The following is a 546-nucleotide window of genomic DNA, read 5'->3' as shown; positions in this document are numbered from 1 at the left end:
GGTTGCTCCTGGTCCCGTATAGAAATTTAAAGTATAACTAGTTATTGGTAATGGATTTCCTGCTAGAAGTTCTGAGGCATATCCGTTTAAATTAAACAAGGTAAACCCATCCGTATCATCATCACATTCTTGAAAACTTAACCCAGGAACAATAATTGGCACTGGATTGACTATTATTGGTTGCTCTACAAGGACATAACAATTTTGCCCATTTGTTCCTGTAAAGACATTACTCTCTACTCTAATCCATACATTGTCATCTACATTGGCGTTTGTTGGACTTGTTATTTCATTAGTTGGTGGTATTGCAATAGCATCAGTATAACTCGGATAATAATGCAATGTTACATTTGGATCTCCGTTGGCAATGTAGGCAGCGTTAGTGGTTAAATCAAAGATTTCACTACCATCATTTGGACCAACACTATCACAAGCCTCAAGTTCTAAACCAGTCATGTTGGTATTTGGTGTAGGAACTGGCAATACCTGAACTGTAAGGGTTCTATAACTCTTACATCCTGTTGTTGTATTAGTAACTACAATAAA

General features: G+C 36.8%; 1 protein-coding gene. It reads right to left on the bottom strand.

The features are described from left to right. The coding region (locus ABD771_RS13435; RefSeq protein ID WP_345095458.1) for a hypothetical protein at positions 1-546 on the bottom strand (546 nt) is incomplete at both ends.

This window comes from Flavobacterium chungnamense (assembly GCF_039539165.1).
Classification (GTDB): domain Bacteria; phylum Bacteroidota; class Bacteroidia; order Flavobacteriales; family Flavobacteriaceae; genus Flavobacterium; species Flavobacterium chungnamense.
The sequence above is the reverse complement of the archived record's forward strand: the minus strand, read 5'-3'. Positions and strand labels throughout refer to the sequence as shown.